Here is a 5,265-nt window from a genome sequence, read left to right as displayed (position 1 = left end):
GGTCGGCACAGGGCTGTGCCGACCTCGATGCAAACTGCCGAACGGTCAGGAAAGTGCCGACCCGACCGACCTGACGGATATCTACCCCGTAAGCGACTTGCCTGTTACTGTTTCACCCTCAGTACGGCGACGGCGCCGTCCTGACGGCGGAGCCGCGGCCTCGCCCTGGCCCTCCGGGAGGTCTCGTGCGACGCATCAGACGAACGGCGGTCCTCGTGACCGCGCTGCTGGCCCTGGGCCTGGGCGGCACGGCACTGGTGGTACCGGCGTCGGCCGCGGACGGCGCGACCCAGGCCCTGCCCGAACCCACGCTCCCCACGCCGGAGTCCGACGTGAACGCGACCGGGACGCCGTTCACCGGCACCCGGCCCGACGGGACGGTGTACGGCCTGATCGACGCGCACAGCCACCTGTTCATGCAGGACGGCATGGGCGGCGCCGCCGTCTGCGGCAAGGTGTTCTCGGAGCAGGGGATCGAGACGGCGCTGCGGGACTGCCCGTCGCACGAGCCGCACGGCCTCGGCGCACTGCTGGAGAACCTGACCCGGGACGGCTCCCCCATCGGCACGCACGACACGGCCGGCTGGCCCACCTTCGCGGACTGGCCCGCCCACGACTCCCTGACGCACCAGCAGATGTACTACCGCTGGGTGGAGCGGGCGTGGCGCGGCGGGCAGCGCGTGCTCGTCAACGACCTGGTCACCAACGGCCTGCTGTGCTCGATCAACCCGGGCACCTACCAGAGCTGCGGCGAGATGACGGCGATCCGCCGCCAGGCGCAGGACACGTACGACCTCCAGGACTACGTCGACGAGCAGTACGGCGGACCGGGCCGCGGCTGGTTCCGGGTGGTGACCAGCAGCGCGCAGGCACGGCAGGTGATCGAGGAGGGCAAGCTCGCCGTCGTGCTCGGCGTGGAGACGTCGGAGCCGTTCGGCTGCAAGCAGACCCTGCGCATCCCGGGCTGCTCGCGGGGGGACATCGACGCCGGGCTCGACGAGCTCTACGACCTCGGCGTGCGCTCGATGTACCTGTGCCACAAGTTCGACAACGCACTGTGCGGCGTGCGGTTCGACCAGGGCACCCTGGGCACCGTCATCAACGCCGGCCAGTTCCTGTCCACGGGCACCTGGTGGGACGCGCGCTCCTGCCCCGCGGACCAGCCGCACGACAACAACCCGGGCAACGGCGAGCTGCCGCCCGAGCTGGAGGACGACCTGCCGCCCGTCCTGCCCCTCTACCCGCCGGGCACGGTCTGCAACACCCGCGGCCTGACGGGGCTGGGCGCCTACGCCGTCCGCGGCCTGGTCGAGCGCAACATGATGGTCGAGGTCGACCACATGAGCGCGAAGGCGGCCGGCCAGACCCTCGACCTCCTGGAGGACGAGGACTACCCCGGCGTGCTGTCGACGCACTCCTGGATGGACGAGAGCTACCTGGACCGGCTCTACGCGCTGGGCGGGTTCGCCACGATCTACGGCCACGCCACCGAGGAGCTCGTCGCGGAGTACGAGCGCACCGCGCCCGTCAGGGACCGGTACGGCGCGGGGATCGGGTTCGGCTTCGACATGAACGGGTTCGGTGGCACGCCGCCGCCCCGCGCGGACGCCGCGGCGAACCCCGTCGTCTACCCGTTCCGGTCGTTCGACGGCGGGACGCTGCTCGACCGGCAGACCACCGGCGAGCGCACCTGGGACGTCAACGTCGACGGCGTGGCGCACTACGGGCTGGTGCCCGACTACGTGGAGGACCTGCGACTCGTGGGCGGCCAGGACCTCGTCGACGACCTGGCGCGCGGCCCCGAGAGCTACCTGACCACCTGGGCCGGCGCGGAGGCGCACTGACCCGCCGCACGTGTCAGACACACAGGTCCCCCGGGTGATCTGTGTGTCTGACACAGCTAGGTGGCACCGCGCCTCACCCGGGTGAACAAAGCAGTTCACCCCTGTTCGACAAGTCGTCACCCCGGACCTCCGCCGTAGCCTGAGCGACATGTCAGGGCTCCTCCGCGCCGCCCCGGGAGAGACCGGCACGCAGGCCGGATCTCCGTCCGCCGACCGACCCAGCACGCGATCAGCCGGCGGTTCGGGCACGCGGTCAGGCGGCCGGTCCGACGCCGCCCGCCGCCGCGCGGGACGGGTCTCGTCCACCGTCGTGACGCTCGGGGTCGTGAGCTTCCTGACGGACGTCTCCTCCGAGGCCGTCACCGCGATCCTGCCGCTGTACGTCACCGCGGCGCTCGGCCTGTCGGTGGTCGCGTACGGCGTCGTCGACGGGCTGGTGCAGGGCGCGGGAGCCCTGGTCCGGGTGGCGGGCGGCTGGGCCTCGGACCGGACCGACCGGCCCAAGTGGGTCGCCGCCGTCGGCTACGGGCTCTCCGCCCTGACCCGGGTGGGCCTGCTGTTCGCCGCCGGCCTCCCGGCGATCGCGAGCCTCGTCGTGACGGACCGGGTCGGCAAGGGCGTGCGGACGGCGCCGCGTGACGCCCTGATCGCGGCGTCCGCCAACCCGCGGAACCTCGGGCGGTCCTTCGGCGTGCACCGGGCGCTGGACACCGCGGGGGCCGCCCTGGGCCCGCTGCTCGCGTTCCTCGTGCTCTGGGCCATCCCGGACGGCTACACGACCGTCTTCGTGATCTCGCTCGGCGCCGCCGTGCTCGGCGTGGGCGCCCTCGTGTTCCTGGTCCCGGACCTGCGGCCCCGGCAGGCGGCCTGGCTCCGCACCCACCGCACCCGCCAGGACCGCGGGCTGCCCAAGTGCAAGGGCTGCACGTGCGAGGCGCCCGGGGGCCTGCAGCTCACCGGGCGGCCGTTCTCGTGGGGCTTCCTGCGCCGGGGCGCCACGGTGCGGATCCTCGTCGTCGCCGGGCTGCTGGGCCTGCTGACGGTCGGCGACGGGTTCGTCTACCTCGCGCTGCAGGACCGCGACGGGTTCGCGACCCAGTGGTTCCCGCTGCTGTACGTGGGCACCAACGCCGTCTACATGCTGCTCGCCGCGCCCGTGGGCCGGTTCGCCGACCGGTTCGGCCGGGCGCGCGTGCTTGTCTGGGGGCACGTGCTGCTCGCGGCCGCGTACGCCTGCGCGGCCGCCCCGTTCGCGGGCGCGACGACGACGGTGGTCGCCCTGGTCCTGCTCGGCGCCTTCTACGCCGCGACCGACGGCGTGCTCTCCGCGCTGACCAGTGCGCTCGTGCCCGCCGACGTACGGGGCACCGCGATCGGCACCGCGCAGACGGTCACCGCCGTCGCGCGGATGGCGGCCTCGGCCGGGTTCGGCGTGCTCTGGTACGCCGCCGGCCGGGTGGACGCGCTGTGGATCGCCACGGCGGCCCTCGTGATCGCCGTCCCGGTCTGCGCCTTCCTGCTGCGGAGGTCGGCGGCATGAGCGCGCCGCCCACCCACCGCCGCCGGACGGCGTTCGCCGTGCTCACCGTCGCGGTCCTGGCCGGCACCGGCTGGTTCGTCACCACCGAGGTGCTGCGCGCCCGGGCCGAGCAGGCCGCCCCGAGCGCGGTCGAGGTGGCCGAGGACGTGCTGGCCGGCCCGCACGTGCTGTTCCGCGGCACCGCGCCCGGCGACCTGTACGGCCGGGTGTCCGCCGTCGCCCTGGACGACCTGTCGGGCCCCCGCGAGGTGACGCCCGTCGTCTGCGACCGGGTGGACTCCGACGGCGAGACGACCGTCTGCCTGCACACCCGCCGCGGCGTCGTCACCACCTACCAGGCCGAGGTGCTCGACGGCACCTGGCAGACCACCGCGAGCTGGCCCCTGCCGGGCATCCCGAGCCGCACCCGGCTCTCGCCGGACGGCCTGGTGGCCACCACCGCGTTCGTCTCGGGCCACTCCTACGCGACCACGGGCTTCTCCACCGAGACCACGGTGCACCGCGCCGACGGGTCGGACGTGTCCGGCAACCTCGAGGACTTCACGCTGGTGGTCGACGGCGAGCGGATCGCCCCCGTGGACCGGAACGTGTGGGGCGTGACCTTCGCGGACGGGCGGACCTTCTACGCCACGGTCCAGTCGCAGTCGCTGGGCCGCACCTGGCTCGTGCGGGGCGACCTCACCGACCGCACGCTGGTGACGCTGCTCGACGGCGTGGAGTGCCCCTCCCTGTCGCCGGACGGGACCCGGCTGGCCTTCAAGCACGACGCCCGCGAGCCCGGTACGGCCACGCCGCACTGGACCCCGGCGGTGCTCGACCTCGACACGATGGCGATCACCGTGCTCGACACCGAGGACCGGAACGTCGACGACCAGATCACCTGGCTCGACGACGCCACCCTCCTCTACGGGTTGCCCCGCGCCGACGAGCCGGGCACCACCGACGTCTGGGCCCTGCCCGCGGACGGCGCGACCGATCCGGTGGTCGCCATCCCGCAGGCCTGGTCCCCGAGCGTGGTCAGGGGATGACGCGATGTACCGCAACCACAGGAACCAGGACGGCCCGACGCCGCCCGCGCCCGGCCGGCGCACGGCACGGCGGCGCACCACGGCACCGCTGCTGGTCGCCGCGCCGCTGCTGGCCGCGGCACTGACGCTGACGGCCTGCACGAGCGCGCCCGAGGCGAGCGAGGGCCCGGACGACGCCGCGGCGTCGGCGAGCCCCGGCGCGGCCTCGGCCTCGCCGTCGGGCAAGGCGTCCGGCAAGCCGAAGGACGGCGACCCGGGCGCGGCGCCGAGCCCGAGCACCGCGCCCAGCACCGCGCCCACGAGATCCGGGGGCACGGCGCCCATGCCCGACGGGGGCAGCGGCGGGCAGAGCGGCGGCGACGGCAGCGAGGTGGTGCCGCCCGAGTCGGGTGACGGCACCGGCGACGGCCTGGGCGACACCGCGATCCCGGCCGCCGGCCGGCTCGCCGCGGCGCCCCGCACGGGCAGCGCCTCCGGCCTCGTGGCCGGCTTCCCCGAGGACGTCGTACTGGTCCCATCGGGCGCCGACGTGGCCTCCAGCTCCGTGACGGGGGCGGACGGCCGCTTCCAGGTGACCCTCGACGCGAAGGTCGCCGCCGGCTGCACCGACGTGCTGCTCGACTACCGGTCCTGGTTCACGACGGGCGGGTTCACCGAGCAGGACACGACCGCCCGGCCCGGCCGCACGGAGGTCGAGCTCGCCCGCAAGGGCGAGAGCGTCCTGCTCACCGCCACCAAGGACGGCAAGTCCTGCACGGTCACGGTGTTCGCCACGCTGCGGGAGCGCTGACGCGGCAGGCACAGCGCCGACGAACAGACCACAGCGCCGAAGAAGGAGGGGGCGCCGCCCGGC

Annotated in this window: 4 protein-coding genes; all 4 read left to right on the top strand. The window is 74.3% G+C overall.

Annotation, left to right across the window (positions count from 1 at the left end; genetic code table 11):
* Positions 1–185: 185 nt before the first annotated feature.
* The 4 genes from ACFU5G_RS28985 (at position 186) to ACFU5G_RS28970 (ending at position 5,202) form a co-directional block, all read left to right on the top strand.
* Positions 186–1,844: a Coagulation factor 5/8 type domain-containing protein gene (locus ACFU5G_RS28985; RefSeq protein WP_377252434.1), complete on the top strand. Its 1,659-nt coding sequence runs from the start codon at positions 186–188 to the stop codon at positions 1,842–1,844.
* Between the two features lie 310 nt (positions 1,845–2,154).
* Positions 2,155–3,384 carry an MFS transporter gene (locus ACFU5G_RS28980; RefSeq protein WP_377252436.1) on the top strand — a complete coding sequence of 410 codons (1,230 nt, stop codon included), beginning with the start codon at positions 2,155–2,157 and terminating at the stop codon, positions 3,382–3,384.
* A complete protein-coding gene (locus ACFU5G_RS28975) occupies positions 3,381–4,412 on the top strand; it encodes a hypothetical protein (RefSeq protein ID WP_377252432.1) in 1,032 nt (343 codons plus the stop codon). The genes ACFU5G_RS28980 and ACFU5G_RS28975 overlap by 4 nt, the downstream gene beginning before the upstream one ends.
* 4 nt (positions 4,413–4,416) lie before the next feature.
* The gene (locus tag ACFU5G_RS28970; protein ID WP_377252430.1) at positions 4,417–5,202 is read left to right on the top strand and encodes a hypothetical protein; all 786 of its coding nucleotides are present in this window, start codon (positions 4,417–4,419) and stop codon (positions 5,200–5,202) included.
* Positions 5,203–5,265: the final 63 nt, after the last annotated feature.

It is taken from the genome of Promicromonospora sp. NPDC057488, assembly GCF_042802395.1.
Lineage (GTDB): Bacteria > Actinomycetota > Actinomycetes > Actinomycetales > Cellulomonadaceae > Promicromonospora.
Note: the sequence above shows the minus strand (reverse complement) of the source record. Positions and strands in the feature narration are given on the sequence as shown.